Origin of the sequence: Streptomyces sp. NRRL F-2664, from assembly GCF_000719345.1 — a bacterium.
GTDB lineage: Bacteria > Actinomycetota > Actinomycetes > Streptomycetales > Streptomycetaceae > Streptomyces.
Genome location: NZ_JOFX01000021.1, coordinates 13,665 through 40,584, shown reverse-complemented (window position 1 = coordinate 40,584; position 26,920 = coordinate 13,665). Strand labels below are relative to the sequence as shown.

The window sequence follows — 26,920 nt, the reverse complement described above, 5'->3', positions numbered from 1 at the left end:
CGGACTCCACGGCCCCTCCTGATACTCAAGGAATTGACTAATCAGTTTTGTGAGTATCATGCGGGTCGTACGAGGACAAGGGAAGGGGGCGGCCGCGATGGCCCTGCGACATGCCGTACTGGCGGCGCTGCTCGACGGCGAGTTCAGCGGCTACGAGCTGGCGAAGTCGTTCGACATCGGCGTCGCGAACTTCTGGTACGCCTCACCCCAGCAGCTCTACACCGAGCTGGCCAAACTGGAGAAGGCAGGCCTCGTCGATGGCCGGCAGGTGGTCCAGGAAGCCCGTCCCAACAAGCGCCTCTTCCGCGTCACCGACGCCGGCCGGGCCGAGCTGGAGGCGTTCGCCGCGGCGGCCGTGAAACCCTCGGTCATCCGCGACGACCTCCTCGTCAAGGTGCAGACCGCCGACCGCATCGGCACCGCCCCCGTGATCGCACAGCTCGAAGAACGGGCGGCCGCCGCCGACGCCAAGATCGACCTCCTCGGCCGGGTGCTGCGCAAGATGCGCGACGGCCTCGACGAGGAGGAGTTCCTGCTCCGCGGCGAGGCGATCGGGGGGTACCTGACCTGCCTGCGCGGCATCGCCTTCGAGCAGGGCCACCGCGACTGGTGCCGCCGCAGCGCGGCGGTCCTGCGAGAACGAGAGGGGCTGACCGCCCGTGCCGACGAGCACTGACTACCGACGCTACGTCGCCCTCGGCGACAGCCAGACCGAAGGCCTCGGCGACGGCGACGACACCGCCGGCCTGCGCGGCTTCGCCGACCGCTTCGCCGGACACCTGGAGGCCGCCCGGCCCGGCCTGCTCTACGCCAACCTCGCCGTACGCGGGCGCCTCGCCTCCCAGGTCCGCGCCGAACAGCTCGGCCCCGCCCTGGCCCTGCGCCCCGACATCGCCACCGTCGTCGCGGGCGTCAACGACGTGTTGCGGCCCCGCTTCGACGCGGCCGAGGTCGCCCGGCACCTGGAGGAGATGTTCGCCGCGCTCACCGCCGCCGGGGCGCACGTGGCGACCGTGACCTTCCCCGACATCGGCCGGATCGCCCCCCTGGCCCGCCCCCTCGCCCCGCGCCTGCTCGAACTGAACGCGCTCGTGCGCGCCGCGGCCGCCCGGCACGGGGTCTTCGTCGCCGAGACCGCCCTGCCGGAGGCCGTCGCGGACCCGCGGATGTGGACCGAGGACCGCCTCCACGCCAGCTCCACCGGCCACGAACGGATCGCCGCCGCCCTCGCCCACGCCGTCGGCCTGCCCGGCAGCGACGACACCTGGACCCGGCCGCTGCCCCCGCAGGGCGCGGCCCGCCGCTCGGCCGTCGCCGCCGAACTGCGCTGGGCGGCCGCGTTCCTCGGCCCGTGGCTCGGCCGCCGCCTGCGCGGCCGCTCCTCCGGCGACGGCCGCACCGCCAAACGACCCGACCTGCTCCCGCTCACTGCCGGCCCGTCCGGTACGGCGTCCTAGTCGAACCAGCGGTCGCGGGCCAGTTCCGCCGTGCGGGACGGGTCCTCCAGGAGGGCCGCCACCTCGAAGCGGCGCGGCCACTGGCCCGCCGACCAGGCCAGGCCCGCCGCCACGCCCTCCAGCGTGGACGCGTGCAGGGTTCCGTCGGGCGTACGCCGCCAGTCCAGCTCCGTGCCGCCCGCGACCAGTTCCTCGTGCTCGACGTACGTCCGCGGCGTCGCCGGACCCAGCAGCACCCGCACCGACTCCGGCACCTCGTGCTCCTCGCCCGGCGTCGTCACCTCCGCCGGCACTGTCTCCGACAGCCGGCGCACCTGCAGCAGCTCCGCCAGGTCCGCCGCACGCACCGGCGACACCGGCAGCAGCGGCAGGCCCGCCGCCAGCGGCAGCAGGTCCGGGGCGTCCGCGATCACCGCGTCCGCCGCGTCCACCACGAGCACCTCGCCGTCCACCACAGCCCGCAACTCGTCCGGCAGCGTCACCTGCTCGGGGTCGAGATCCGCCAACACCCCGTACAAGCCGTGCAACTGGCGATCCGTCACCTCGCGTTCCGGGTCGGCGAGCCGGCCCAGCAGCTCGGCCGCGCCGCCCGGCTCGTCCAGCAGGGCCGCCGTGGTGGTCCGTACGCCCAGCGCCCGCAGCACCTGCTCGTCCTCGAAACCGGTGGCGTCCGCCGACGTGTAGAGGCCCTCCAGCAGCGGGTCGCCGCCCGCCGCCCGCAGACCCGCCGGCCGGCGGCCGTCCAGCACCGGGTGGTCGCGCAGCCACCACGCCGTGTACGGGCGTACCGACTGCGTCGTGCCGTCCGGCAGCAGGATCCGCACCGGCTGCGTCAGCGCGTCCCGCAGCGGCGGCTGCGCCAGCATCGCCAGGGCCTGCGGCCAGCAGTCGTCGTCGACGAGGTCCAGGTCGCGCACCGCGACCAGCTCGGTCGCCACCGGCGGCACGGGCAGGTCCGGCAGCTGGTCCAGTACGTCCTCGCACCACACGTCCACCGCGTCCAGCAGACCCGCGTCGTCCGGCTCGGCGAAGTCGCCCTCCCGCGGCTCCAGTTCGTCCGGATCCAGGACCACGTCGGTGGCCCGCACCAGCTGGAACGTCGCCAGCACCCCGCACGCCGTCAGCGGGCCCGCGCCCCACCGCTCGGCCAGTTCGGCGTCCACGTACGGGACCTCGTCCTCCCGGATGACGGAGGCCAGCGGCGAGCCCGGCAGCAGCAGTTCGCCCGCCGGGGTCGGCTCGCCGTCCTCGTCGGGCAGGGCCAGCGCCCCGAGCCACGGCTCGTCCCCCGGCGCCAGGTCCGCGTCGCGGACCAGCCCGAGGACCACCTCGGCCAGCTCGTCGGCGTCCAGGGTGTCGGCGTCCTCGTCCCAGATCTCCCCGGCGTCCAGGGAGGCGGCCACCGCGGCCCGCACCTGCGGGGTCGTCAGCACGGCGCGCGGCGTCGCCGGCAGGGACCCGAGCTTCTCCAGCAGCGGGTGCGCCGCGTCCGGGTGGGCCACCTTCAGCCCCAGGCGGGCCAGGTCCGACGGGGTGTCCGCATACGGGAGCAGGACGTGGCGCGGCCCGATCGTCGTACGGCCGTCGGCGAGCGGCACGGGCAGCCCGGACAGCCGGTCGGGGTCCACCCCGGCGAGGCTGTCGTAGAGCCGGTACCACCACTCCGGGGTCCGCTCGATGCCCGCGATCCGCTCGATGGCGTCGCCCAGCGGGAGCCGGCCCACCCCCAGGGTGCGCAGCTCCGGCCGGCGCTCCAGGCCCGCCGGCAGCAGGGTCGGCAGGACCTCCGCCAGGACGCGCACGGTCTCGGCACCCGCGCCCTCCACCACCTCGGCCTCGAAGGGACGCAGGGCGTTGCGCTCCTCCGCGTGCTCGGGCGGCGCGGCCGGCGCGAGGAAGGCGGTACGGGGGAGCCGCTGGAGCACGGCGGCGCGCAGGGCACCGTCCAGCTCGCCCTTGCCGAGCGGGCCGGGCACCAGGTCCACGAGGCCGCTGCACACCGGGTCCCAGGAGCCGAGGAGTTCGGCGTACGCGTCCGCCGCGCGCTCCACGAGGAAGTCGGTCAGCGGTCCCGGCGCGGGATGGCGGCGGCTGGTGTCCAGCGGCAGGGTCGCGATGAGCAGCGCCGGGATGCCCAGCGGCTCGTCGGTGGGGGTGGGGGCGTGCACCACGGGCGCGGTGGTCGGGTGCAGCGGGGCACCGTCGGGGTCGACGGGCACCGCCCACGACACCGCCCAGGAGGGGCGCAGCCGTTCCTCGACGGGCCGGTCGGCGAGCAGCGCGCGCTCGATGGCACCGCCGTGGCGGACGGTGCGCCAGCGGGTGGTGTGCGTACCGGAGCCGGTGGTGTCCTCGACCACGGTGTACGGGCCCTCGTCGCGCCGGTGGAGCGTGCGCATGCCGGCGCGGGTCTCCACGACGACCTCGCACAGCCCGGGCAGGGTCAGCAGCAGGGCGTCGTCGATGCCGGCGAGCAGCCGCTCCACCAGGTCCTCGGCGGCGGCGTCGCGCAGCGGCAGGACCACGACGGTGTCGTAGCCCTCGGGGGCGGTGCCCTCGGCGGGCAGCGGCAGCCGCAGCAGCGGGACGTGGCCGTCGCGGCGGCGCAGTTCGTCGCCGAGGCCGGGGCTGCCGACGGCTGCGTCGCGGGCCAGTTCGCGGGCCTCGGCGAGAGACCAGCGCACGCCGCCGTGGCGGCCGAGGACCGCCGGCTCGTCGCAGACCGCGAGGACGGCGGCGAAGCCGACGCCGAACCGGCCCACGCTCTGCGCGGCGGGCTCCCGCTTGGCGGAGGCCCGCAGGGTGCTCAGGGACTCCACGCCCGTCGCGTCCAGCGGGGCGCCGGTGTTGGCGACGGCCAGCAGCGCGCGGCCGCCCTCGCCCTCGTGGAGGGTGAGCCGCAGCCGGCCGGGCACCTCGGCGCGGGCCGCGGCGTCGGCGGCGTTCTGGGCCAGCTCGACGACGAGACGGTCCCGGTAGCCGCCGAGGGCGAGGTCCTCCTCGGCATTGGCGTCCTCGCGGAACCGGGCCGGGCCGGCACCCCAGGCGTCCAGCACGGCGCGCCGCAGCCGGGCCGTGCCGAAGGGGTCCACGCCGCTCTGGGCCGCCGTCACTCGCACGCTCACGCCGCTGCCTCCAAGAATCGCCCCACGGAACTCCTGAAGGTATCGCGTGCCGCCCCGCGCCCTGCCCGTGAGGTGGGCGAACACGACGGCGCCCCCGTGCCGGTCCTCCGATCACCTGCGGCGGCGCCGCCGCAGGTGATCGGGAAAGCCCCCGGCGACGACGCGTCACCGGGGGCTTCGGCCGTTACGGGCGGTTGACGTCAGAGCTTCTCGATCACGTAGTCGATGCAGGCCGTCAGCGCCTGCACGTCCGCCGGGTCGATCGCCGGGAACATGGCGATGCGCAGCTGGTTGCGGCCGAGCTTGCGGTACGGCTCCGTGTCCACGATTCCGTTGGCACGCAGCACCTTCGCCACGGCCGCCGCGTCGATGTCGTCCGAGAAGTCGATCGTGCCGATGACCGCGGAGCGCTTGTCGGCGTCCACGACGAACGGCGTCGCGTACTTCGACGCCTCCGCCCAGCCGTACAGGGTGCGCGCACTGGCCGCCGTACGGGCCGTGGTGAACTCCAGACCGCCCTGGCCGTTCATCCACTCCAGCTGCTGGTCGAGCAGGAACAGGGTGGCCAGCGCCGGGGTGTTGTACGTCTGGTTCTTCAGCGAGTTGTCGATCGCCGTCGGCAGCGAGAAGAACTCCGGGATGTGCCGGCCCGACGCGTGCACGCGCGCCGCGCGCTCCAGGGCCGCCGGGGAGAACGCCGCCAGCCACAGACCGCCGTCCGAGGCGAAGGACTTCTGCGGGGCGAAGTAGTAGACGTCCGTCTCGGTGATGTCCACCGGCAGACCGCCGGCGCCCGACGTCGCGTCCACCAGAACGAGGGACCCGGCGTCCGCACCGGCGACGCGCTTGATCGGCGCCGCGACACCCGTCGAGGTCTCGTTGTGGGTGTAGGCGTACACGTCCACGCCCGCCTCGGCCACCGGCTCCGGGTGCGTACCCGGCTCGGAGGAGATCACGGACGGCTCGTCCAGCCACGGCGCGAGCTTCGCGGCCTTGGCGAACTTCGACGAGAACTCGCCGAAGGTCAGGTGCTGGGACTTCCGCTCGATCAGACCTGCGGTCGCGATGTCCCAGAAGGCGGTGGAGCCGCCGTTGCCCAGGATCACCTCGTAGCCCTCGGGCAGGGAGAAGAGGTCCCGGAGGCCCTGGCGCACCGATCCGACCAGGTTCTTGACCGGGGCCTGGCGGTGGGAGGTTCCGAGCAGGGAGGTACCGGTGGCGGCGAGGGCGTCCAGCGCCTCGGTCCGCACCTTGGAGGGGCCCGCGCCGAAGCGTCCGTCGGCGGGCTTGATGTCAGCGGGAATCTGGATCTCAGCCACGAGCGGAGCGTATCGGGTCCGGGTCCGCGTTCCGGAAGCGCGTCCACCCGATGAGACGCGGCGCGACCCCGGCAGGGCGGTGGCAGGCTGGACGCCGTGACGACACCCGGTGAAGTCGAGCGGACCCTGCGGGCGGAGCTGCGCGGTGAGGTGGACTTCGGCGCCGCCGCCCGCGCCCTCGTGACCATGGACGCCTCCAACTACCGGCGCGTCCCGATCGGCGTCGTCTCCCCGCACGACGCCGACGACGTCGCCGCCGCCCTGCGCGTGTGCGCCGAAGCCGGCGTCCCCGTCGTCCCCCGGGGCGGCGGCACCTCCATCGCCGGGCAGGCCACCGGCGTCGGTGTCGTCCTCGACCTCACCCGGCACATGGACGCCCTCGTGTCCGTGGACCCGGCCGCCCGCACCGCCGTCGTCCAGCCCGGCCTGGTCCTCGACCGCCTGCGCGACGCCGTACGCCCCCACGGACTGACCTTCGGACCCGACCCCTCCACCCACTCCCGCTGCACCCTCGGCGGCATGATCGGCAACAACGCGTGCGGCGCCCACTCCGTCGCGTGGGGCACCACCGCCGACAACGTCACCGAGCTCGCCGTCACCACGTACGCGGGCACCGCCCACCGCATCGGCACCGGCTGGGACGGCGCCCCCCACGGCCTGCGGGAACTGATCGGCGCACACCTGGGCCTGCTGCGCACCGGCCTGCCGCCCCGCTTCTCCCGGCGGATCTCCGGCTACGGCGGACTGGACGCCCTGCTCCCCGAACGCGGGGTGCGGCTCGCCGAGGCCTTCTGCGGCAGCGAAGGCACCCTCGGCGTGGTCACCGAAGCCGTGGTGCGCCTCGTGGACCTGCCGCCCGCGCCCGCCCTCGCCGTCCTCGGCTACGCCGACGAGGGCGCCGCCGCCGACGCGGCCGCCGGACTGCTTCCGCACCGGCCGCTGACGGTCGAGGGCATGGCCGAGGACCTGCTCGGCGGGACGGCGGCGGTCCGCGGTGGGGGCGCCGCGGGGCTGCCGCGCGGCCGGGCCTGGCTGTTCGTGGAGATGCCGGACGAGGGCGCGGCACGGGCCGTCGTCCGGGGCGCCGATGCGTCGGACGCGCTGGTCGTCACCGACCCGGTGGGACAGCGCGCCCTGTGGCGGATCCGCGAGGACGCGGCGGGCACCGCCACCAGGACGCCCGACGGGCGGATGGCCAGGCCCGGCTGGGAGGACTGCGCGGTCCCGCCGGCCCGCCTCGGCGCCTACCTGAGGGACTTCCGCGCCCTGCTCGCCGCCCACGGCCTGCGCGGGACCCCGTACGGGCACTTCGGCGAGGGGTGCGTCCATGTCCGCATCGACTTCGACCTCGCCTCGGCCGCGGGCACGGCCCGCTACCGCGCCTTCTCCGAGGAGCTCGCCGACCTGGTCGTCTCCCACGGCGGATCCCTCTCCGGCGAACACGGCGACGGGCAGGCCCGCGCCGAACTCCTGCCGAAGATGTACGGCGAGGACGTGATCAGGCTCTTCGGCGCGTACAAGGACGTGTGGGACCCGGCGGGCGGCATGAACCCGGGCATGCTGGTCAGGCCCGCCCGGCTGGACGAGAACCTCCGCTTCGAGGTGCTCCCGGCCACCCCCTTCGCCGGTGAGGTCGCCCGGTGCGTCGGCGTCGCGAAGTGCCGTACGACCGCGTCCGGCGGCCCCGGCGTGATGTGCCCGTCCTACCGGGTCACCGGCGACGAACGGCACTCCACGCGCGGCCGGGCCCGGCTGCTGCACGAGATGCTCGCCGGGGAGGTCGTCACCGGCGGCTGGCGCTCGCCGGAGGTCGCCGAGGCGCTCGACCTGTGCCTGGCCTGCAAGGGCTGCCGCAGCGACTGCCCGGTGGGCGTGGACATGGCCGCGTACAAGTCGGAGTTCCTGCACCACCACTGGGCGGGCCGGATCCGCCCCCTCGCCCACTACACCCTCGGCGGCCTGCCGGGATGGCTCCGCCTGATCACCCGCCTGCGCGCGGCGGGCGCCGTCAACGCGGCCGTCCGCCTCCTGCCGCTCCCCCTGCCCGGCCTGGCCCGGGAACGGACCCTGCCGGCACTGGCGAAGCGGCCGTTCACGCGGGACGCGGACGCGGACGGGGGCGGGGGCCCGGGCGGGGGCCGGCCGCCCGTCGTGCTGTGGCCCGACACCTTCACGGAGTACCTCGCCCCCGAGGTCGGGCACGCCGCGCTCCGCGTGCTCCGGGACGCCGGCCTCGACGTCCGCGTCCCGCGCACCGGCGGCCGGGTCTGCTGCGGCCTGACCTACCTCTCCACCGGCCGGCTCGACCGGGCCCGGACGGTCCTGCGCCGCACCCTCGACACCCTGGACGCACTGGACGCCTTCGACCCCCTCGACGCCGCGGGCGAGGCCTCCTGGCCCGTCACCGTCCTCGAACCCAGCTGCGCCGCGGCCCTGCGCACCGACCTTCCCGCCCTGCTCCCCGACGACCCCCGAGCGGCCCGCCTGGCGGCAGCCGTACGCACCGTCGCGGAGACGCTGGAGGAGTACGCGCCCCACTGGCGGCCGCCCCGCCTCGACCGCACCCTGGTCGGCCAGACGCACTGCCACCAGCACGCCGTCCTCGGTGACGCCGCCGACCGCAGGCTGCGCGAGCACGCCGGACTGGTGGGGGAGCCCTCCGGCGGCTGCTGCGGCCTCGCCGGGAACTTCGGCTTCGAGCCCGGCCACCACGAGGTGTCGGTGGCCTGCGCGGAGGAACAACTCCTGCCCTCCCTGCGTGCGGCCCCGCCGGACGCCCTGGTCCAGGCGGACGGATTCTCCTGCCGCACACAGATCGCCCAACTGGGCGGCGTCCGGGCCCGTCACCTCGTCGAGCTTCTCGCGGACGGCCTGGCGGGCGGGGCCGCGCCGGCCGCGCCCGCCGCTCCCGACACGCAGCCGTAGCGAAGATGTAAGGCAACAGAAGCGGCGTCACTCCTTACGGCGGCTTAGGCTGGAGGCATGCCCGCACCTACCGCGTCCCCGATGACCACCCCTGCCACCACGCACTCCGGCGACCCGTCCGCCCAGGGCGCCCGGTCCCGCTTCGGACCGGTGGCACTCGTGATCTCGGCGGGCGTCTCGGTGCAGTTCGGGGCGGCCCTGGCGGTCATGATCATGCCGAGGGCGGGCGCGGCGGGCGTGGTCACCCTCCGCCTCGCGGCCGCCGCGGTGGTGCTGCTGCTCCTGTGCCGGCCGAAGGTGCGCGGGTACACGCGCGCCGACTGGGGCACCGTCGTCGCCTTCGGCGTGGCGATGGCCGGCATGAACGGCCTCTTCTACCAGGCCATCGACCGGATCCCGCTCGGCCCGGCGGTCACCCTGGAGGTGCTCGGGCCGCTCGCCCTCTCCGTCGTGGTCTCCCGCCGCCTGGTGAACCTGCTGTGGGCCGGCCTCGCCCTCGGCGGCGTGGTCCTGCTGTCCGGGCACGGCGGGGGCGGCCTCGGCTTCGGCTCCCTCGACCCGCTGGGCGCGGCCTTCGCGCTCGGAGCCGGCGCGATGTGGGCGGCGTACATCGTCTTCAGCGCCCGTACCGGCCGCCGCTTCCCCCAGGCCGACGGCCTGGCCCTCGCGATGGCGGCGGCCGCCGTGCTCTCGCTGCCGCTGGGCGTCGTCGAAGCCGGCTCGGACCTGCTGGTCCCGAGCACCCTCGCGCTGGGGGTGGGCGTGGCCGTCCTGTCCTCCGTACTGCCCTACACCCTCGAACTCCTCGCCCTGCGGCGCATGCCCGCCCCGACCTTCGCGATCCTGATGAGCCTGGAGCCGGCCATCGCGGCCACCGCGGGTTTCCTCGTCCTGAGCCAGGCGCTGTCCGCGCTCGACGCCCTCGCCATCGCCCTCGTCATCGCGGCGAGCATGGGCGCGGTGCGCTCCCAGATCGCAAAGCAGCCCGCCTGATGGACGTCACCGCCTACCTGGCCGCCGCCCCCGACACCCGCCGTCCGGCCCTCGCCCGCCTGCGCGAGCTGTGCCGCGCGGAACTGCCGGGCTACGAGGAGGGCATCGCGTACGGGATGCCGGTCTATGTCCGCCGGGGCGGGACCGACGCGGAGATCGCCTGGGCGAACCAGAAGCAGTACATCTCCTTCTACCTCATGCGCCCGGACGTCCGGGAGGCCTTCGCGGACCGCCTGGCAGCCCACGACATGGGCCGATCCTGCCTCCGCTTCCGCAACCCGGCCAAGGTCGACTTCGACCTCGTCCGCGACCTCCTGCGCGCCACGGCCGAAGCGGAGGCCGGTGGCCCGCAGCACGGAGGCTGACCCCGCCCGCACCCCTACCTCCCCCGAACCCGTTCCGTGGATCCGCAACCGGAGCGGCGGGGCGTGCGTCGTTGCTGGTGCGCCCGCCCGGACGGCCGCGGGGGACCGGCTGGGCGGGCGCACGGCATCAGCCGAGGGGGAGGTCCAGGTACGACGGGGTGGCCTCGGGGGAGGTGAAGGCCAGCGTCGCGCGGGGCAGGTTGGCGTCTGCGTAGAACGGGTCCCTGGCGTCGATCACCAGCATCAGCCGGTGGTCGCGCTGCACGTCGTACGCCGTGGCCTGGAGCTCGATGTCCGCACTGATCAGGCTGTCGGGCGGTGACTGGAGGTCGCTGAACGGGGCGTGGGTGATCAGGTGGGCCGTGCCGTCCGGGGCCGTGTCGAAGAGGTACGCGACGAAGGTCGAACCCGGGTTCGCCGCCCGGTAGGTCACGCGGAGCCGGGGCGTGCCGCGCAGCCGGACGGTCTCCGCGGCCGGGTCGGCGGTCCAGACGGCGGCGACGGTGCGGTCGATGTCCTCCGTCTGGTAGACCTTCGGCCGGCCGGCCAGTTCCGCGTAGCCGGACTCGACGACCTTGTCGGCGACGACCGCCGGGGTGTCCATTCCGCACAGCACGGTCGCCGTCCAGCCGGCCTCCGCCCGCGGGCCGAGTTCGCCGCCGTCGGCGAGGTAGAGGCGGTGCAGCTGTTCGGTGACGGAGGGCCAGGTGGGGCGGGGTTCGAGGGTCCGGCTCCACATGACCTCGCCGATCACCTGGCCCTCGTCGGCGATGCCGTTGTCGATGCCCTTCAGATGGTGGTCGAACCACCGGTGGGCGTCCGTCCAGATCCGGTTGGGCAGACCGAGGAGGCCCGGCATCTCGGGGCCGGAGTGGTCGCCGATGGAGACGGCGAGGCGCTTGGGCCCGGTCAGTTCGTTGAACATGCGGAGTGTCTGGTTGGCGGGGAAGAGCGTCTCGTGCCAGGCGTGCGAGAAGAAGACCGGTACCTGGCGGCGGTTGAGCTCCTTGATGTGGGTGAACGGCGAGCGGACCTCGGCCCAGCGCAGGGTCCCGCGGACGTCGCCGCCGGTCAGGACGTTGCGGAAGGCGCTCTGCGTCTGCGGGCTCAGGCGGGCCTTCGCCGCCGCCCCGAGCAGGGCCTGCACGGCCGCGACGCGGCGGGTGGAGTTCTCGTAGAAGGCCTCCCCGAGGTCGCCCCATGTGCTGAGCGCGACGACGGCGTCGACGCGGGTGTCATGGGCGGCGACGAGCTGGCTGATGCCGGAGCCGTACGAGTCCCCGAGGAAGCCGATCTTCGTCACGGGCCCGGGGCTGCGCTCGATCAGGTGGTCCAGGGCGCGGCTGCCGTCGGCGACGTCGAGCGGGCCGGCCATGTCGACCTGGCCCTCGGAGCCGGCGAAGCCGCGCGCGGAGTAGGCGAGGACGTGGTAGCCGCGGGCCGCGAAGAGGGTCGCCTGGACGGCGTACGCCGGCCAGCCCACACCGGTCCAGGGCGAGGGCATGACGATCGCGGGGCGCGGCTGGGCCCCGGTGTGCCGCCAGAGCGCCGCGTCGAGGAGGTCGCCATCGGCGCCGGTCACCTTGCCGCGGGTGAAGACGGTGAGGGCGCGCGCTCCGGCGACCTCGGCGGCGCGGGCGGGCGGCAGGCCGGTGACGTCGCCGCTCTCCAGCGCGGAGACGAAGGCGCCGAGGGCGGTCGCGTCGAGTTCGGGGCAGAGCGAGAAGGGAGGTTGGGCGGCTGCAGTCACGTCGGTTCATCCTCTTCGTTGAGTGACATGGACGTGGTCGCCCGCCCGGGCCCGGAGCGGAGCGTTCAGTATCGAGGGGCCCTCCGGTGGCGTAGCGCGGGTTTGCCGGTGTACGGCCTGAACCGCCCTGGCGGTGTTCGCAGGCGTCCGTGCCGTGAGACCTGCGGCCGGTCCGGTGTGGATCAAGTGCCCTTGTTCGAGGGCGGTTCGGGCCGGGTGGCGGGAAGGCGTCGCCCGACCAGAAAATCATGCAAGCGTGCTTGATTGTTTTCTGAGGTGCTGCCACTCTTCCCTCACGCCGAGAAGGGGAGCGCACCGTGCCCGATCCGTCCGCCGTCGACGACGCCGTCGCCGTCTTCACCGATCTGCGCGAGGAGGGGCGTGAACTAGACGCCCTGGTGGGGCAGTTGCCCGTCCCGGACTGGGCCCGGCCCACTCCCGCGCCCGGCTGGACCGTCGCCCACCAGATCGCCCACCTGCACTGGACCGACCGGGCCTCGCTGCTCTCCCTCACCGATGCCACCGCCTTCGGCGGGATGGTCGAGGAGGCGCTGAAGTCCCCCGACTCCTTCGTCGACGACGGGGCCCGGGAGGGGGCGGCCCTGCCGCCCCCAGAACTGCTCACCCGCTGGCGCGACACGCGCGACGCTCTCGCGCAGGCCCTCGCCGCGGCCCCGCCCGACACCCGTTTCCCCTGGTACGGGCCGCCGATGAAGGCCGCATCGATGGCGAGCGCCCGCCTGATGGAGACCTGGGCGCACGGGCAGGACGTCGCGGACGCGCTCGGGGTGCGCCGTCCCCCGACCGTACGGTTGCGGCACGTGGCGCGGATCGGTGTACGGGCCCGCGACTACGCCTACGCCGTACGCGGGCTGCCCGCGCCGGAGAGCGAGTTCCGGGTGGAGCTGGCCGCTCCCGGCGGCGCGGGGGTGTGGGCGTACGGGCCGCCCGGGGCTCCGCAGCGGATCACCGGACCGGCCCTGGACTTCTGCCTGCTGGTGACCCGGCGGGCGCACCGCACGGACCTGGACCTGACCGCGACCGGCCCGGACGCGGACCGCTGGCTGGACATCGCCCAGGCCTTCGCCGGCCCGCCGGGCGCGGGCCGGGAACCGGGTGCCGGGCGGGAAGCGGGTGCGGGGCGGTGAGTCGCCGGCCGTTGCGCATCGGCAACGCCTCCGGTTTCTACGGGGACCGTTTCGGTGCCCTGCGCGAGATGCTCACCGGCGGCCCGCTGGACGTGCTGACCGGGGACTACCTGGCGGAGTTGACCCTGCTGATCCTGGGCCGGGACCGCCTGAAGAACCCGGACCTCGGCTACGCCAGGACATTCCTGCGCCAGCTGGAGGAGGGGCTCGGACTCGCGCACGAGCGCGGCGTACGCATCGTCACGAACGCGGGAGGTCTGCACCCGGCCGGACTCGCCGACGCGGTACGGGCACTGGCGGCCGAGGTGGGCGTACCCGTCCGCGTGGCCCACGTGGAGGGCGACGACCTCACCGCCCGCCAGGACGGAGCCCTGACGGCCAACGCCTACCTCGGCGGCGCCGGCATCACGGCCTGCCTGCGGACCGGCGCGGACGTGGTCATCACCGGCCGGGTCACGGACGCGGCGCTGGTCAGCGGCCCGGCGGCCTGGTGGTTCGACTGGGTGCCGGAGGACCACGACCGGCTGGCGGGCGCGGTGGTCGCGGGCCACGTCCTGGAATGCGGCACCCAGGCCACCGGCGGCAACTACTCCTTCTTCACCGCCCACGACGTGCGCCGCCCCGGCTTCCCGCTCGCGGAGATCTCCGCGGACGGTTCGGCGGTCATCACCAAGCACCCGGGGACGGGCGGGGCGGTCACCGCCGGCACGGTCACCGCCCAACTCCTCTACGAGACCCAGGGCGTCCGCTACCTGGGCCCGGACGTCACCGCACGCCTGGACACCGTCCGCCTCAGCGACGACGGGCCCGACCGCGTGCGGATCACGGGCGTGCGCGGGGAACGGCCGCCGGCCACCCTCAAGGTGGGCGTGACCCGGCTCGGCGGCTGGCGCAACGAGATGGTCTTCGTCCTGACCGGCCTGGACATCGAGGCGAAGGCGGACCTGGTCCGCTCCCAGCTCGCCGAGGCCCTGGACGGTGTCGCCGACGTCGCCTGGACCCTTGCGCGCACCGACCACGAGGACGCCGCCACGGAGGAGACGGCGAGCGCCCTGCTGCGGCTGGTGGTCCGCGACCCGTCCCCCGACCGGGTCGGCCGCGCCCTCACCTCGGCGGCCGTGGAGCTGGCCCTGGGCAGCTACCCCGGCTTCCACGTCACGGCTCCACCCGGCCCGGCCCAGCCTTACGGAGTCTTCACCTCGACCTCCGTCCCGGCGGCCGACGTCCCCCACACCGCAGTCCTCCCGGACGGCACCCGCCTTCCGATCCCCGCCCCGCCCCGGCCCCCGACGGCCCCTTCCCCACCCGAGGCCGAACCGGTGGAACCCGCCGCCTCTCCCGCCCCGCCGGCATGCGAGGCACGGTGGCCCGGGGGGAAGTCCCGACCCACCCTGCGCGCGCCCCTCGGCGCACTGGCCGGGGCCCGCAGCGGGGACAAGGGCGGCGACGCCAACGTCGGCGTATGGGCCCGGTCCGGCCCCGCCTGGACCTGGCTGCGTGCCACCCTCACCGTCGAACGGTTCCAGGACCTGCTCCCCGAGACCCGCGGCCTGGCCGTGCAGCGGCACGAACTGCCGAACCTGCGGGCCCTGAACTTCACCGTCACCGGCATCCTGGGCGGCGGCGTCGCCTCGGGGCACCGGTTCGACCCCCAGGCCAAGGCGCTGGGCGAGTGGCTTCGTGCCCGCCACCTCGACATTCCCGTCGACCTGCTGCCGCCGTCCCACGAGGCGCCCGCCGACGTGCCCGCGCCCGTACCCGCCCGGCCCGCCGAAGGACCCTCCCCGCACCTCGCCGCGCAACCCGCCCCGCAGCCCGCCCAGGGCCCCGCACCCGTACCCGCCCCGGAGGGGACCGGCTCATGACCCGCCTGCGCACCACCGTCGATCCCCGCGCCCCCGAGTACACCAGCGCCCGTACCGCCGCACTGGAGCGCCTCGACGCCCTCGGCGCCGAGCACGCCAAGGCCCTTCAGGGCGGCGGGGAGAAGTACACGGCCCGGCACAAGGAGCGCGGCAAGCTCCTGGCGCGCGAGCGCGTCGAGTTGCTCCTGGACCCCGACACGCCGTTCCTGGAGCTGTCCCCGCTCGCCGCCTGGGGCAGCGACTACCCGGTCGGCGCCTCCATGGTGACCGGCATCGGCACCGTCGCGGGCGTCACATGCCTGGTCACGGCCAACGACCCCACCGTCCGCGGCGGCGCCAGCAACCCCTGGACGCTGAAGAAGGCACTGCGCGCCAACGAGATCGCCCGGCAGAACCGCCTCCCCGTCATCAGCCTCGTGGAGTCGGGCGGCGCCGACCTGCCCTCCCAGAAGGAAATCTTCATCCCGGGCGGCGCGATCTTCCGCGACCTCACGCGGCTCTCGGCCGAGGGCATCCCGACCGTCGCCGTCGTCTTCGGGAACTCCACCGCCGGAGGCGCGTACGTCCCCGGCATGTCCGACCACACCGTCATGATCAAAGACCGTTCCAAGGTGTTCCTCGGCGGCCCGCCCCTGGTCAAGATGGCCACCGGCGAAGAGAGCGACGACGAGTCCCTCGGCGGGGCCGACATGCACGCCCGCATCTCCGGACTCGCCGACCACTACGCACTCGACGAGTACGACGCCCTCCACCAGGCCCGCCGCATCGTGGCCCGCCTGAACCACCGCAGGCCGTACCAGGACCCGCCGAAGGCCGAAGAGCCGCTCCACGATCCCGAGGAACTCCTCGGGATCGTCCCGCCCGACCTGAAGACCCCCTTCGACCCGCGCGAGGTCATCGCCCGCATCGTCGACGCCTCCGACTTCGACGAGTTCAAGCCGCTCTACGGCACCAGCCTCGTCACCGGCTGGGCCACCCTCCACGGCTACCCGGTAGGCATCCTCGCCAACGCCCAGGGCGTGCTGTTCAGCGCCGAGTCCCAGAAGGCCGCGCAGTTCATCCAGCTCGCCAACCAGCGCGACATCCCCCTCCTCTTCCTCCACAACACCACCGGCTACATGGTCGGCAAGGAGTACGAGCAGGGCGGCATCGTCAAACACGGCTCGATGATGATCAACGCCGTCTCCAACTCCCGCGTCCCGCACCTGTCCGTGCTCATCGGCGCCAGCTACGGCGCCGGCCACTACGGCATGTGCGGCCGCGCCTACGAGCCCCGCTTCCTCTTCGCCTGGCCCAGCGCCAAGTCAGCCGTGATGGGCCCCCAGCAGCTCGCCGGGGTCCTCTCCATCGTGTCCCGGCAGTCCGCCGCAGCCAAGGGACTTCCGTACGACGAGGAACAGGACGCCGGGATGCGGGCCTTCGTCGAGGCGCAGATCGAGTCCGAGTCCCTCCCCATGTTCCTGTCCGGGCGGCTGTACGACGACGGGATCATCGACCCGCGCGACACCCGTACCGTCCTCGGCCTGTGCCTGTCGGCCGTCCACAACGCCCCCGTCGAGGGCGCCCGCGGCGGCTTCGGCGTCTTCCGGATGTGAGCCCGCACATGACGAACCTGACCTCCCTCCTCGTCGCCAACCGGGGCGAGATCGCCGTACGGATCTTCCGCACGGCCCGCGACCTCGGCCTGGCCACCGTCGCCGTCCACTCCGACCCGGACGCCGACGCCCTGCACGTCCGTAGCGCGGACGCGGCCGTACGGCTGCCGGGCGCCGCCCCCGCCGACACCTACCTGCGCGGCGACCTCGTCATCAAGGCCGCGCTGGCCGCCGGGGCCGACGCCGTCCACCCCGGCTACGGCTTCCTCTCCGAGAACGCCGACTTCGCCCGCCAGGTCCAGGACGCCGGCCTGACCTGGGTCGGCCCGCCGCCCGAGGCCATTGAGGCCATGGCCTCCAAAACACGCGCCAAGGAGCTGATGCGCGCCGCCGGAGTCCCGCTCCTGAGCCCCGTCGACCCGGCCGCCGCGACCTCCGCCGACCTGCCGCTCCTGCTGAAGGCGGCCGCCGGCGGGGGCGGCCGCGGCATGCGCGTCGTCCGTGACCTGGACGCCCTCAAGGAGGCCCTGCACGCCGCGTCCGCCGAAGCGGCCTCCGCGTTCGGCGACGGCGAGGTCTTCGCCGAGCCGTACGTGGAGCGGGGCCGCCACGTCGAGGTGCAGATCCTCGCCGACGCCCACGGCACCGTCTGGGCCCTCGGCACCCGCGACTGCTCACTCCAGCGCCGCCACCAGAAGGTCATCGAGGAGGCCCCCGCCCCCGGCCTGCCGGACGCCCTCCGCGCAAGCCTCCACAGCGCGGCCGTCGCCGCCGCCCGGGCCGTCTCCTACCGGGGAGCCGGCACCGTCGAGTTCCTCGTCACCGCCGACGGACGTCCGTACTTCCTGGAAATGAACACCCGCCTCCAGGTCGAACACCCCGTCACCGAATCCGTCTTCGGCCTCGACCTCGTCGCCCTGCAACTGCGCGTCGCCGAGGGCGCGGCCCTGCCCGCGTCGCCGCCGGAGCCGACCGGCCACGCCGTCGAGGCCCGCCTGTACGCCGAGGACCCCGCCCAGGACTGGCGCCCCCAGACCGGGGTCCTGCACACCCTGGACATCCCGGGCCCGGTGCGCGTCGACACCGGCTTCACCGACGGGGACACCGTCGGCATCCACTACGACCCCATGCTCGCCAAGGTCGTCGCCCACGCCCCCACCCGCGCCGAAGCCGTACGCGCTCTCGCCCGCGCCCTGGCCGGGGCCCGCATCCACGGGCTCACCACCAACCGCGACCTCCTCGTGGGCTCCCTGCGCCATCCGGAGTTCACCGCCGGACAGCTCGACACCGGCTTCTACGACCGCCACCTCGCCACCCTCACGCAGGCCGTCCCCGACGCCGGCACCGCCGCCCTGGCCGCCGCCCTCGCCGAGGCCGCCCCCGGACCGGACGCCTCCCTCGCCGCCCGCCTCGGCGCCTGGCGCAACCTCCGCTCCCAGCCGCAGACCCGCCGCTTCACCAGCGCCGGCACGGAGTACGAGGTCCAGTACCACCCCGTCGACCACCCGGGCGTGCGCGTCCTGGCCGCCGAACGACACCTCGTCACCCTGGAAGTCGACGGCATCCGACGGGTGTTCCACGTGAAACGAAATTCGAACAACACCGAGGTGTACGTCGACTCCCCCCTCGGAGCGCACACCCTCACCCCCGTCCCCCGGTTCCCCGACCCCCAGGACCGCACCGAACCGGGCTCCCTGCTCGCGCCCATGCCCGGCACCGTCGTCCGCGTCGCCGAGGGCCTCGCCCCCGGCAGCCCCGTGACCGCCGGGCAGCCCCTGCTCTGGCTGGAGGCCATGAAGATGGAGCACCGCATCCTCGCTCCGGCCTCCGGCACGCTCACCGCGCTCCACGCCGCCACCGGCCAACAGGTCGAGTTCGGCGCCCTGCTCGCCGTAGTCCAGGAGGAACCGCAGCCATGAGCTCCACCGTCGAATCGACCGAACACCAGGCCCTGCGCAGCGCCGTCGCCGCCCTCGGGCAGCGCTACGGCCGCGACTACCTCGCCCGCGTCGCCCGCGAGGGCGGCCACCCCGACGCACTGTGGGCCGACGCCGCAAAGCTCGGCTACCTCGGCGTGAACCTCCCCGAGGAGTACGGAGGCGGAGGCGGCGGCATCAGCGAACTGGCCATCGTCCTCGAAGAACTGGGCGCTGCCGGCTGCCCCCTGCTCATGATGGTCGTCTCACCCGCCATCTGCGGCACGGTCATCGCCCGCTTCGGTACCGACGAGCAGAAGCGGACCTGGCTCCCCGGCCTCGCCGACGGCACCCGCACCATGGCCTTCGGCATCACCGAACCCGATGCCGGATCCAACTCCCACCGCATCACCACCACGGCCCGCCGCGACGGCGACGACTGGATCCTCACCGGCCGCAAGGTCTTCATCTCCGGCGTCGACATCGCCGACGCCACCCTCATCGTCGGCCGCACCGAGGACGCCCGGACCGGCCGCCTCAAGCCGTGCCTGTTCATCGTCCCGCGCGACGCCCCGGGCTTCGGCCGCTCCGTCATCGACATGGAACTGCAGGCGGCGGAGAAGCAGTTCGAACTCACCCTCGACGACGTGCGCCTGCCGGCCTCCGCACTGGTCGGGGACGAGGACGCGGGCCTGCTCCAGCTCTTCGCCGGCCTCAACCCCGAACGCATCATGACCGCCGCCTTCGCCATCGGCATGGGCCGCCATGCGGTGGGCCGCGCCGTCGAGTACGCGAAGACCCGGCAGGTGTGGAGGGAGCCCATCGGCAGCCACCAGGCCGTGGCCCACCCGCTCGCCCAGGCCCACATCGAACTGGAGCTGGCCCGTCTGATGATGGCGAAGGCGGCCCGGCTGTACGACGCGGGCGACGACATGGGCGCGGGCGAGGCCGCCAACATGGCGAAGTACGCGGCGGGCGAGGCGTGCGTCCGAGCGGTGGACCAGTCGGTCCACACCCTCGGCGGCAACGGCCTCACCCGCGAGTACGGCCTCGCCTCGCTCATCACGGCCTCCCGCGTGGCCCGCATCGCCCCCGTGAGCCGCGAGATGATCCTGAACTTCGTCTCCCACCAGACCCTGGGCCTCCCCAAGTCCTACTGACCCCGTCCGGAGAGGGCACGGCGGGGGGTCCCCGGCCCGGCGGGGACCCGGCCCGGACACCGCCGAGCCCCCCGCGGGGGACACCGCATAACCTCCACCCGGAGGAGCCCCCACACCCCGCCGACCGCTCCGGAGGAGCCATGGCCACACCCGTCCACGCCACCACGGCGGCCGGAGTCACCACCCTGACCCTCGACTCCCCGGCCAACCGCAACGCGCTCTCCGCGGAGCTCGTCGCCGAGCTCCGCGCCGCCTTCGCCGCGGCCGGGGCGGACCCGGCCGTGCGCGCCGTCGTCCTCACCCACACCACCGGCACGTTCTGCTCCGGGGCCGACCTCACGTCCCCCTTCGACCCGGCCGACTTCGTGGCCCTGCTGCGCGAGATCGCCGACCTGCCCAAGCCCGTCGTCGCCCGCGTCACCGGCCACGTCCGGGCCGGCGGCCTCGGCCTGCTCGGCGTCTGCGACATCGCCGCGGCCGGGCCGCAGTCCTCGTACGCCTTCACGGAGACCCACCTCGGCGTGGTCCCCGCCGTCATCTCCGCGCCGCTGCTGCCCCGCCTGGATCCGCGCGCCGCCTCCCGGTACTGCCTGACCGCCGAGGTGTTCGACGCCGCCGAGGCCACCCGGATCGGTCTGCTCACCCTCCACGGGGAGGACGTCGACGAGACGCTGAAGCCCGTCCTGGCGGGCCTGCGCAAGGCCGGCCCCGAGGCGCTCGCCGCGACCAGGCGCCTGCTCACCGCACCCGTGCGCGCGGCCCTCGCACGGGACGGTGTGGCCCTCACCGAGCTGTCCGCGCACCACTTCGCCTCCGCCGAGGCCCGCGAGGGCATCACCGCCCGCTTCGAGCGCCGGGACCCGTCGTGGGCACGGTGACGGGCACCCCGGCCGGCGCGACCGGCCCCAAGCAGGCCCGCAGCCGCGTCACCCGCCGACACCTCCTGGAAGCAGCCGTGTCCTGCCTGGCGGAGCACGGCTGGGCCGGCTCCACCGTCTCCGTCGTCGCCGAACGCGCCGGCGTCTCGCGCGGAGCCGCCCAGCACCACTTCCCCACCCGCGAGGACCTGTTCACCGCCGCCGTCGAGTACGTCGCCGAGGAACGCTCCACCGCACTGCGCGACCTCTTCCACGCCGGCCCCGCCGCCCGCCCGGCCGTCGTGGAGGCACTGGTCGACCTGTACACCGGCGCCCTGTTCCGGGCCGCGCTCCAGTTGTGGGTCGCCGCCTCCAACGAGGAGCAGCTGCGCCCGCGGGTCACCGAGCTGGAGGCGCGGGTCGGCCGCGAGACCCACCGCATCGCCGTCGAACTGCTGGGCGCCGACGAGTCCGTGCCGGGCGTACGGGAGACCGTGCAGGGCCTCCTCGACATGGCCCGCGGGCTGGGCCTGGCCAACGTCCTGACCGACGACGCGGCCCGCCGGGCCCGGGTCGTGGCCCAGTGGTCGCGCATCCTCGACACGGCGCTGGCCTGACACGCCGAGGGCGCCGCACCCCGGAAGGGGTGCGGCGCCCTCGGCGTCCCACGGGTCAGGCAGTGGCGGCGATGTCCGCGTAGCCCTCGATCTCCTGCGGGTTGCGCCGGCCCGGACCGGTGTAGCGGGCCGACGGGCGCACCAGGCGGCCCGTGCGCTTCTGCTCCAGGATGTGCGCCGACCAGCCGGCGGTACGGGCGCAGCTGAACATCGAGGTGAACATGTGCGCCGGGACCTCCGCGAAGTCCAGCATGATCGCGGCCCAGAACTCCACGTTGGTGGCGAGCACCCGGTCGGGGCGGCGCGCGTGCAGCTCCTCCAGGGCGGCCTTCTCCAGCGCGGCGGCCACCTCGTAGCGCGGCGCGTCGAGTTCCTTCGCCGTGCGCCGCAGCACGCGGGCGCGCGGGTCCTCGGCGCGGTAGACGCGGTGCCCGAAGCCCATCAGGCGCTCGCCCTTGTCGAGGGCCTTCTTCACGTAGGCGACGGCGTCACCGGTGCGCTCGATCTCCTCGATCATGCCGAGCACACGGGAGGGCGCGCCGCCGTGCAGCGGTCCGGACATCGCGCCGACGGCCCCGGACAGGGCGGCCGCGACGTCGGCGCCGGTGGAGGCGATGACGCGCGCGGTGAAGGTGGAGGCGTTCATGCCGTGCTCGGCGGCGGAGGTCCAGTACGCGTCGACGGCCTTGACGTGCTTGGGGTCCGGCTCACCGCGCCAGCGGATCATGAACCGCTCGACGACGGACTCGGCCTTGTCGATCTCGCGCTGCGGCACCATCGGCAGCCCCTGGCCGCGGGCGGACTGGGCGACGTAGGACAGCGCCATCACGGCCGCGCGCGCGAGGTCGTCGCGGGCGGTCTGCACGTCGATGTCCAGCAGCGGTTTCAGACCCCACACGGGGGCGAGCATCGCGAGCGCGGACTGCACGTCGACGCGGATGTCACCGGAGTGGACCGGGATGGGGAAGGGCTCGGCGGCCGGCAGGCCGGGGTTGAAAGCACCGTCGACCAGCAGGCCCCAGACGTTCCCGAAGGAGACGTGGCCCACGAGGTCTTCGATGTCGACACCCCGGTAGCGGAGCGATCCGCCTTCCTTGTCGGGTTCGGCGATCTCCGTCTCGAACGCGACGACCCCTTCGAGCCCGGGTACGAAGTCGGACATCAGGCGGCTCCTCAGATAGTGCGAACACGCGCGGCTCCCGGCGTGACTCGCGGTCCGGCGCGGTCATCCCCGTTGATGCCCGGCACGGCCGTCGGTCACCCGTGCGGGGGCCTTCGGACCGGCCCCAAGATTTTGGCGGCTGCGCCCCGACTGCGGAAGCGTGACATACGGCACACCGCCGCCGGTCCACCTGCGGCAGGATGGCTCGCGTGACCGATCAGGACATTGACCCCGCCATGATGCGCAAGCAGTACCGCTCGGAGATCGTCCACGAGGAGAGCCTCGCCGAGGACCCCATGGAGCAGTTCGCCCGGTGGTTCCAGCAGGCGGCCGACTCGCACCTCTTCGAACCGAACGCGATGGTCGTCTCGACGGCCACCCCCGACGGACGGCCCAGCTCGCGCACGGTGCTGCTGAAGCAGTTCGACAGCCGGGGCTTCGTCTTCTTCACGAACTACGCCTCCCGCAAGGGCCGGGAGCTCGCGCAGAACCCGCACGTCGCGCTGCTCTTCCCCTGGCACCCCATCGCCCGCCAGGTGATCGTCACGGGCACGGCGGACCGTATCGGCCGCGACGAGACGGCGGCGTACTTCCGCTCCCGGCCGCACGGCTCGCAGCTGGGCGCCTGGGCGAGCGAGCAGTCGAGCGTGATCGGTTCCCGGGCGGAGCTGGACCGCCGCTACGCGGAGCTGGCCGCCCGCTACCCGGAGGGTGAGCAGGTCCCGGTGCCGCCGGAGTGGGGCGGGCTGCGGGTGGTGCCGCACGAGGTCGAGTTCTGGCAGGGCCACGAGAACCGGCTGCACGACCGGCTGCACTACGTCCTGGACGGCGGGAAGTGGCGTCTGGAAAGGCTGTGCCCGTAGCCGCGACGAGACAGCAGACGACCCGCGGGCTCGGTCCTCTCCTGCAGTGAGAGGAGCCGGCCGGACGTGCCGGCGAGCCCGCGGGTCGGGTGACTGCTTGGGATTGGCGCCTGGCATCCGCCGGGCACCGCACTGGGTGCGTTGCTGACGACGGGCCCTAGCCCGCAGCCACCTCACGCGTCCGGTTTCCGTACATTGCGGGAACCACCTCCCTTCTCGTGTGCATCAAAGCCTAGGCAGGCACGAGGACGGCCACAAGCGTTTTATTTTCTGGATCCCGCGAGCGGGCAGACCGCCGGTCCGTCCTGCCGACCGGTCCTTCCTGACCGGATTTCGGGTGCCCAATCCCGCGAAAGCGGTGTGGTGTGGGTCACGTTCGAGTTCAATGATCTGACGTGCCGCATACGCGAACACCTGCTGGGGGTTCCAGGTGAGTGCTTCCGGACGTAACGAGACCACCGACGATCTGCTGGCCGCGCTGCTCGACGGGATGGACGCCGCGCTGTGCGCCTTCGACTCCGACGGCGTGATCACCCACTGGAACCGTGAGGCCGAGCGGATCCTGGGCTGGTCCGCGGCGGAGGCGGTGGGGCGCAAGGGGTTCGAGGGGTGGGCGGTGCGGGCCGCCGACGCGCAGCACGTGCAGGACCGGCTCATGTCCGCCCAGCACGTGCCCGGACGGCAGGTCCACGAGTTCGCTCTGCTCACCAAGGACGGCGGGCGTGTCCTCGTACGGACGCAGTCCGCCGGGGTGCCGGGCGCCGACGGATCGCCCGCGGGGGTGTACTGCGCGTTCAGCGAGGTGCACGCGCAGATCGACCTGGAGCGGTCCATCGCGCTGAGCGAGGCCCTGATGGAGGACGCCTCCTGGGGCGTCGTCCTCGTCGACGTCGACCTGCGGCCCGCCGTCGTCAACGCGCACGCCGCGCGGGCCTTCGGCACCGGCCGCACCGCACTGCTCGGCAGGCCCCTCGGGGAGCTCCTGGCGCAGGGGGTGGAGGAGCTGGAGGGGGCGCTGCAGCACGTGCTCGCGGAGGGGGCGCCGCCGGCGCCCGTGGAGATGTGGGTGGCGGTGCGCACGGCGGAGGGCGTGCGGCGCCGGTGCTGGCGCTGCGGATTCCTGCGGCTGGCCTCGCCGCTCGCGGAGGAACCGGTGCCGCTGGGCGTGGGCTGGCTGATCCAGGACGTCACCGAGGCCCGGCAGGAACAGCTCGACACCGCGCAGTCCCGGTTCCGTTCGCACCAGCTGCACCGCGCGGGGCGGGCCGCCGCCGAGTGCGAGGACCCCGCGGAGGCCGCCGCCGTCCGGCTGGACTTCGCGCTCGCCGGCTTCGCCGAGCACGCCCTGCTGGACGTACTGGCCCCGGCGGCCGGCTCCGGGCGGCGCCGGCTCGTGCGGTGCGCGATGTCACCGCCCGCGCTGCCGGGGCCCGGTTCGATTCCCGTTCGGTACGCGGCCGGGCACCCCGCGCTGCAGGCGCTGGACCGGATCGGGTCGGTGCGCACGAGCGCCCCGCGCGGTGAGGCGGACGCGGAGTGGGCGCGGGCGCGGCAGTGGCCGGAGGGGGCGGCGCACGTGCTGTGCACGGTGCTGCGCAGCCGGGGGCGGACCCTGGGGGCGCTCACCTTCCTGCGCGGGCCCTCGCGGGCGGCGTTCGAGCGTGCGGACGCCGCGTACGCGGAGGAGGTGGCGGCGCGGGTGGCCGCGGACCTGGACCTGGCGGCGGTGGCCGGGGCCGGGGGAGCGGACGGGAGCACTGCCGGGGCGCCGCAGTGACCCCGGCGGCCTGGAGTGGCCGCAGGGCCCGGTGACCGCAGCGGCCGGTTCGGCCGCAGGGGCCTCCGTGGCCGCAGGGGGCTCATCGGCCCGAGCGGCCCGAGCGGCCCCAGTGGCCCGAGCGGCCCGGGAAGTCCTCAGCAGCCCCGGCGGCCTCAGTGACGGAAGAAGATCCGATCGCCGTACTCCTGCATCACGCGGCCGTTCCACTCGTGGCCGCCGTCGACGTTGCCGGAGCGCAGCAGTGGGGGTTCCAGGCCGCGGGCGGCGAGTTCCCCGGCGGCGGTGGCCATGACGGCCTGCATGATCGCGCTGGTGACGACGGTGGAGGCGGGGGCGAAGGGCGCGTCGATGCCGTCGAGGGTCAGCTCGGCGTCCCCGACGGCGATCTTGCTGTCGAGGACGACGTCGCAGTGGTCCTTGAGGAAGGTGCCGGAGACGTGCCGTGACCTGGTGCCGGTGGCGTAGGCGACGGAGGTGACGCCGATGACCTTGAGGCCCAGGGCGCGCGCGTTCATGGCCATCTCGACCGGGAGGGCGTTGCGCCCGGAGAGGGAGATGATCACGAGGACGTCGCCGTCGGAGGCCGGGCTGCTGTCGAGGACGGCGCCTGCGAGGCCGTCGACGCGTTCCAGGGCGCTGCCGAGGGTGGCGGGCATGACGTCGACGCCGGCCGTGCCCGGTACGGCGAGGAAGTTCATCAGGGCCAGGCCCCCGGCCCGGTAGACGACGTCCTGGGCGGGCAGGGAGGAGTGCCCGGCGCCGAAGGCGAAGAGGCGGTTGCCGGCGGCGACGGCGTCCGCGACGAGGGTGCCGGCCTCGGCGATGCCCACGGCCTCCTCGTCCCGTACCCGCTCCAGCAGGCCGATGGCGGCGTCGAAGAACTGACCGGCCAGCTTGCTCTCGCTCATGCGCCGAAGGCCCTTCCAGAGGTGGGGTGCGTCCGTGTCCGCCGCTCACCGTGCGGTCTGGACCAAGGGCGTGTCAATACGGCCGTCAATCCCGCCGCCGGGGCGGGCCGATGCCCGCGGGGTACGTACCGGACTGCTCTTGCCGTCGGCACGGGACGGTTGTCCGCCCGATGCGTCAGAATTGGGGACAGGGCCAGCGCACGCAATCCGAGGGGCACGAATGTCCGGACTGATCGATACCACGGAGATGTATCTCCGCACCATCCTCGAGCTGGAAGAGGAAGGCGTGGTCCCCATGCGCGCCCGGATCGCCGAGAGGCTGGACCAGAGCGGGCCGACGGTGAGCCAGACGGTGGCGCGCATGGAGCGCGACGGCCTGGTGGCCGTCGCGACGGACCGCCACCTGGAGCTGACGGACGAGGGCAGGCGGCTGGCGACCCGCGTGATGCGCAAGCACCGCCTCGCCGAGTGCCTGCTCGTGGACGTCATCGGGCTGGAGTGGGAGCAGGTCCACGCCGAGGCCTGCCGGTGGGAGCACGTGATGAGCGAGGCGGTGGAGCGGCGGGTGCTGGAGCTGCTGCGCCACCCGACGGAGTCGCCGTACGGGAACCCCATTCCGGGGCTGGAGGAGCTGGGCGAGAAGGCCGAGGCCGAGCCGTTCCTGGAGGACGGGATGATCAGCCTGTCCGAGCTGGACCCGGGTACCGAGGGCAAGACGGTGGTCGTGCGGCGGATCGGTGAGCCGATCCAGACCGACGCCCAGCTGATGTACACGCTGCGGAGGGCGGGTGTGCAGCCCGGCTCGGTGGTCAGCGTGACCGAGTCCCCGGGAGGTGTGCTCGTCGGCAGCGGTGGTGAGGCCGCCGAGCTGGAGGTCGAGATCGCCTCGCACGTGTTCGTGGCGAAGCGCTGAGCCGGATGGTCGCAGTCCGCAGGGTCCCGGCCGTGACGGACGTGATCTGATCGGGCGGATCCGATCGGGCGGAGCTGTACGAGCGGATCGGACCGCCCGTAGGCCCTGATGTGGGCGGTCCCGGCGCCTTGCGGCGCCGGGACCGGTCCTCCCCTGTGTGACCTGGAGCCCCGAGCTCTCAAGGTCGTCCCCTCGGACCGTC

20 protein-coding genes are annotated in these 26,920 nt (G+C 74.2%); 15 read left to right on the top strand and 5 right to left on the bottom strand.

Annotated elements, in window-relative coordinates; genetic code table 11:
* The first annotated feature begins 97 nt into the window (after positions 1-97).
* Both IF89_RS0119460 and IF89_RS0119455 read left to right on the top strand, forming a co-directional pair.
* Positions 98-676: a PadR family transcriptional regulator gene (locus IF89_RS0119460; RefSeq protein ID WP_030769368.1), complete on the top strand. Its 579-nt coding sequence runs from the start codon at positions 98-100 to the stop codon at positions 674-676.
* Positions 660-1,457, top strand: coding sequence for an SGNH/GDSL hydrolase family protein (locus IF89_RS0119455; protein ID WP_030769367.1), 798 nt, complete (start codon positions 660-662; stop codon positions 1,455-1,457). The genes IF89_RS0119460 and IF89_RS0119455 overlap by 17 nt, the downstream gene beginning before the upstream one ends.
* Here the strand turns inward: IF89_RS0119455 and IF89_RS0119450 are convergent.
* Both IF89_RS0119450 and serC read right to left on the bottom strand, forming a co-directional pair.
* Positions 1,454-4,576, bottom strand: coding sequence for a sacsin N-terminal ATP-binding-like domain-containing protein (locus IF89_RS0119450; RefSeq protein WP_420706944.1), 3,123 nt, complete (start codon positions 4,574-4,576; stop codon positions 1,454-1,456). The two genes, IF89_RS0119455 and IF89_RS0119450, sit on opposite strands and share 4 nt — an antisense overlap.
* A gap of 206 nt (positions 4,577-4,782) precedes the next feature.
* Positions 4,783-5,901, bottom strand: coding sequence for a phosphoserine transaminase (gene serC / locus IF89_RS0119445; protein ID WP_030769364.1), 1,119 nt, complete (start codon positions 5,899-5,901; stop codon positions 4,783-4,785).
* Positions 5,902-5,997: 96 nt separating this feature from the next.
* Here serC and IF89_RS0119440 point away from each other — a divergent pair, with 96 nt between their 5' ends.
* The 3 genes from IF89_RS0119440 to IF89_RS0119430 all read left to right on the top strand — a co-directional run bounded on the left by IF89_RS0119440 (position 5,998) and on the right by IF89_RS0119430 (position 10,184).
* Positions 5,998-8,826, top strand: a complete 2,829-nt coding sequence (locus IF89_RS0119440) for an FAD-binding and (Fe-S)-binding domain-containing protein (RefSeq protein WP_420706939.1) — start codon at positions 5,998-6,000, stop codon at positions 8,824-8,826.
* Between the two features lie 81 nt (positions 8,827-8,907).
* Positions 8,908-9,819 carry an EamA family transporter gene (locus IF89_RS0119435; RefSeq protein ID WP_420706943.1) on the top strand — a complete coding sequence of 304 codons (912 nt, stop codon included), beginning with the start codon at positions 8,908-8,910 and terminating at the stop codon, positions 9,817-9,819.
* Positions 9,819-10,184, top strand: a complete 366-nt coding sequence (locus IF89_RS0119430; RefSeq protein ID WP_030769359.1) for an iron chaperone — start codon at positions 9,819-9,821, stop codon at positions 10,182-10,184. The genes IF89_RS0119435 and IF89_RS0119430 overlap by 1 nt, the downstream gene beginning before the upstream one ends.
* A 127-nt stretch (positions 10,185-10,311) precedes the next feature.
* On the opposite strand, the gene IF89_RS0119425 is transcribed toward IF89_RS0119430, so the two are convergent.
* Positions 10,312-11,934: a CocE/NonD family hydrolase gene (locus tag IF89_RS0119425; protein ID WP_030769357.1), complete on the bottom strand. Its 1,623-nt coding sequence runs from the start codon at positions 11,932-11,934 to the stop codon at positions 10,312-10,314.
* Between the two features lie 317 nt (positions 11,935-12,251).
* Here IF89_RS0119425 and IF89_RS0119420 point away from each other — a divergent pair, with 317 nt between their 5' ends.
* The 7 genes from IF89_RS0119420 to IF89_RS0119390 all read left to right on the top strand — a co-directional run bounded on the left by IF89_RS0119420 (position 12,252) and on the right by IF89_RS0119390 (position 21,092).
* Complete coding sequence (locus IF89_RS0119420; protein ID WP_030769354.1) at positions 12,252-13,082, top strand: TIGR03084 family metal-binding protein; 831 nt, start codon at positions 12,252-12,254, stop codon at positions 13,080-13,082.
* Positions 13,079-14,947 (top strand): acyclic terpene utilization AtuA family protein, encoded by a 1,869-nt coding sequence (locus tag IF89_RS0119415; protein WP_078628402.1) that lies wholly within the window; start codon positions 13,079-13,081, stop codon positions 14,945-14,947. The genes IF89_RS0119420 and IF89_RS0119415 overlap by 4 nt, the downstream gene beginning before the upstream one ends.
* Positions 14,944-16,542, top strand: coding sequence for an acyl-CoA carboxylase subunit beta (locus IF89_RS0119410; RefSeq protein WP_030769348.1), 1,599 nt, complete (start codon positions 14,944-14,946; stop codon positions 16,540-16,542). The genes IF89_RS0119415 and IF89_RS0119410 overlap by 4 nt, the downstream gene beginning before the upstream one ends.
* 8 nt (positions 16,543-16,550) lie before the next feature.
* On the top strand, positions 16,551-18,461 hold the full coding sequence (locus IF89_RS0119405) for an acetyl/propionyl/methylcrotonyl-CoA carboxylase subunit alpha (protein ID WP_030769345.1): 1,911 nt from the start codon (positions 16,551-16,553) through the stop codon (positions 18,459-18,461).
* Positions 18,458-19,618 (top strand): acyl-CoA dehydrogenase family protein, encoded by a 1,161-nt coding sequence (locus IF89_RS0119400; RefSeq protein ID WP_030769342.1) that lies wholly within the window; start codon positions 18,458-18,460, stop codon positions 19,616-19,618. Before IF89_RS0119405 ends, IF89_RS0119400 begins: the two co-directional genes overlap by 4 nt.
* Positions 19,619-19,758: 140 nt before the next feature.
* A complete protein-coding gene (locus tag IF89_RS0119395) occupies positions 19,759-20,496 on the top strand; it encodes an enoyl-CoA hydratase family protein (protein ID WP_030769339.1) in 738 nt (245 codons plus the stop codon).
* The gene (locus tag IF89_RS0119390) at positions 20,484-21,092 is read left to right on the top strand and encodes a TetR/AcrR family transcriptional regulator (protein WP_030769337.1); all 609 of its coding nucleotides are present in this window, start codon (positions 20,484-20,486) and stop codon (positions 21,090-21,092) included. The genes IF89_RS0119395 and IF89_RS0119390 overlap by 13 nt, the downstream gene beginning before the upstream one ends.
* A 55-nt stretch (positions 21,093-21,147) precedes the next feature.
* On the opposite strand, the gene IF89_RS0119385 is transcribed toward IF89_RS0119390, so the two are convergent.
* The gene (locus tag IF89_RS0119385; RefSeq protein ID WP_030769333.1) at positions 21,148-22,254 is read right to left on the bottom strand and encodes a citrate synthase 2; all 1,107 of its coding nucleotides are present in this window, start codon (positions 22,252-22,254) and stop codon (positions 21,148-21,150) included.
* A 200-nt stretch (positions 22,255-22,454) separates the two neighbouring features.
* Here IF89_RS0119385 and pdxH point away from each other — a divergent pair, with 200 nt between their 5' ends.
* Both pdxH and IF89_RS0119375 read left to right on the top strand, forming a co-directional pair.
* Positions 22,455-23,117, top strand: a complete 663-nt coding sequence (gene pdxH / locus IF89_RS0119380) for a pyridoxamine 5'-phosphate oxidase (RefSeq protein WP_030769330.1) — start codon at positions 22,455-22,457, stop codon at positions 23,115-23,117.
* A gap of 430 nt (positions 23,118-23,547) precedes the next feature.
* Positions 23,548-24,894, top strand: a complete 1,347-nt coding sequence (locus tag IF89_RS0119375; protein WP_051807283.1) for a PAS domain-containing protein — start codon at positions 23,548-23,550, stop codon at positions 24,892-24,894.
* A 155-nt stretch (positions 24,895-25,049) separates the two neighbouring features.
* Here IF89_RS0119375 and IF89_RS0119370 read toward each other — a convergent pair whose 3' ends face one another.
* Complete coding sequence (locus IF89_RS0119370; protein ID WP_030769324.1) at positions 25,050-25,805, bottom strand: SIS domain-containing protein; 756 nt, start codon at positions 25,803-25,805, stop codon at positions 25,050-25,052.
* Positions 25,806-26,025: 220 nt separating this feature from the next.
* On the opposite strand from IF89_RS0119370, the gene IF89_RS0119365 reads away from it, so the two are divergent.
* The gene (locus IF89_RS0119365; RefSeq protein ID WP_030769322.1) at positions 26,026-26,718 is read left to right on the top strand and encodes a metal-dependent transcriptional regulator; all 693 of its coding nucleotides are present in this window, start codon (positions 26,026-26,028) and stop codon (positions 26,716-26,718) included.
* Positions 26,719-26,920: the final 202 nt, after the last annotated feature.

Excerpts from the sequence above, each read along its gene's own strand:
- IF89_RS0119405 (WP_030769345.1), top strand. The coding sequence starts at position 16,551 with ATGACGAACCTGACCTCCCTCCTCGTCGCCAACCGGGGCGAGATCGCC.
- IF89_RS0119385 (WP_030769333.1), bottom strand. The coding sequence starts at position 22,254 with ATGTCCGACTTCGTACCCGGGCTCGAAGGGGTCGTCGCGTTCGAGACG.
- IF89_RS0119395 (WP_030769339.1), top strand. The coding sequence starts at position 19,759 with ATGGCCACACCCGTCCACGCCACCACGGCGGCCGGAGTCACCACCCTG.
- IF89_RS0119410 (WP_030769348.1), top strand. The coding sequence starts at position 14,944 with ATGACCCGCCTGCGCACCACCGTCGATCCCCGCGCCCCCGAGTACACC.
- pdxH (WP_030769330.1), top strand. The coding sequence starts at position 22,455 with ATGGCTCGCGTGACCGATCAGGACATTGACCCCGCCATGATGCGCAAG.
- IF89_RS0119430 (WP_030769359.1), top strand. The coding sequence starts at position 9,819 with ATGGACGTCACCGCCTACCTGGCCGCCGCCCCCGACACCCGCCGTCCG.
- IF89_RS0119365 (WP_030769322.1), top strand. The coding sequence starts at position 26,026 with ATGTCCGGACTGATCGATACCACGGAGATGTATCTCCGCACCATCCTC.
- IF89_RS0119460 (WP_030769368.1), top strand. The coding sequence starts at position 98 with ATGGCCCTGCGACATGCCGTACTGGCGGCGCTGCTCGACGGCGAGTTC.
- IF89_RS0119400 (WP_030769342.1), top strand. The coding sequence starts at position 18,458 with ATGAGCTCCACCGTCGAATCGACCGAACACCAGGCCCTGCGCAGCGCC.
- IF89_RS0119370 (WP_030769324.1), bottom strand. The coding sequence starts at position 25,805 with ATGAGCGAGAGCAAGCTGGCCGGTCAGTTCTTCGACGCCGCCATCGGC.
- IF89_RS0119435 (WP_420706943.1), top strand. The coding sequence starts at position 8,908 with ATGACCACCCCTGCCACCACGCACTCCGGCGACCCGTCCGCCCAGGGC.